The organism is Rhodocytophaga aerolata (assembly GCF_030503435.1).
Classification (GTDB): domain Bacteria; phylum Bacteroidota; class Bacteroidia; order Cytophagales; family 172606-1; genus Rhodocytophaga; species Rhodocytophaga aerolata.
Genome location: NZ_JAUKPO010000145.1, coordinates 1 through 1,556, shown reverse-complemented (window position 1 = coordinate 1,556; position 1,556 = coordinate 1). Strand labels below are relative to the sequence as shown.

Sequence of the window (1,556 nt, the reverse complement as noted above, 5' to 3'; positions counted from 1 at the left end):
TACAATCCCGGCTTGAGCCGCTTGGCTATAGGCAAGCTGATTTGCAGCGTTCCATCTGTCTTGCTAACTTCTCTTTCCAGCATGATCACCTGCCCTGCTCCATCTACTACTTGTACTACTACTTCTTCTGAGCTTCCAAAGCCGGCCATGTCCAGGTAGATTTGCCCGCCCAGACTTGGGTTGGGGTATACATTCAGTTGCACTTCATTAGACGAGCTTTGGGCAGCATTCACTTCTTCAGCTAATGATCTTGCCGTGCTAGCTGGAGCTACAGCAGCTGTGGCACAGGCGGTTCCGGCATTGTATATTTCCATGCCCGCTATTGCCACCCGGTTGGCTGTTGGAGTAAAGCTCACATCTAACCGGCCATCGGTAATGCTTACTTCAAAATCCTTGACCAAAGCCGATTTATAGCCTACCTCACTAAAGATATCAAAGAAAGCTAACCGGCGCTGATTTTCTATGCTGATATCAAACACCCTGGAGGCTACCGTAGTGAAGAAATTCTCTACAAAGTGCATCCGGATCATGTAGTTGCCATTGGGCAGGGGAACCTCATAACGGGTCACCCCCAGATTCGTTGCAGCCGATAGATAGCTCTGATAGAGCAGATCATCATCAGTAGCGGCTATTGGGGTAGCGGCCGGCCGATCTAATTGCACAGAGCCTTTGCGGTAAGTGTTGTCGGCTTCCCAGGTTATTCCATTAATGGTGAGCGGAGCATCGGCAGCGCCTTTGATGCGCTTGGCTACGGTAATAGCCGAGCAATTATCATTGGCTGTACCATACAGGGGTATGCGCAAGGGGGTAGGCGAGTTATCGTAATGCACCAGCAAGGCAGCATTTTTAATGCCCCTACTACTTGGCCGGAAGCTAACACTTACGGTTGTGGAAGCACCTGCAGCAAGCGTGGCAGAAGCAGGCTGCGTATAGCTAAACTCATTCAGATTGGGGCCTGTTAACTCCAGCTTGGTAATTTTAAGCGTTGGATCGGCAGACCCATCCCCATAAGTGAGCCCTAAGCTTTTCAGCGTAGTGGTGGAAGAAACCGTTTGCCCCAGCATAGTATCCGGGAATTTCACGGCTGAAGGTGTAGCAGCCAGCTCAGCATAGTTTACAGAACCTGTTTCCGGACGCACGTTGCTGATGTAGTACATATTGTCCTGATAATCGTAATTGGTTATGCCAGGCTGATTAATGTAGTCATGGCCAATGATGTAGGCATTGGGAATGATGTTTCCGTTATAATCCCTTACTTTCCAGATACGCATCCCGATTTTTTGCTCAGCGTTGCGGGTCCGATCTGAGAAAGATTGATTGACCTTTAGTCCAAACGCTCCTGTCGGATTGAAGCTTCCTTCAGCCAAAGCCGTAGAAGAATTGTTTCTTCTCGGCAGCAGGGATTGTCCATCTAAAGCATTATGGCCGGTAAGGAACGTATTGGTAGTGGAGCCTTTGGCATACCACTGGAAATATTCTACCTGTGCACAACAGCCATGATAGGCGGCCATCTGAATCACCGATACCGGTTTGCCCGCATCCGCTTTCACAAAGAA

1 protein-coding gene is annotated in these 1,556 nt (G+C 49.2%); it reads right to left on the bottom strand.

Going from position 1 to position 1,556, the window contains the following annotated elements; translation table 11 throughout:
* A partial coding sequence (locus tag Q0590_RS37220; protein WP_302042764.1) for a malectin domain-containing carbohydrate-binding protein occupies positions 1-1,556 on the bottom strand: 1,556 nt, incomplete at both ends.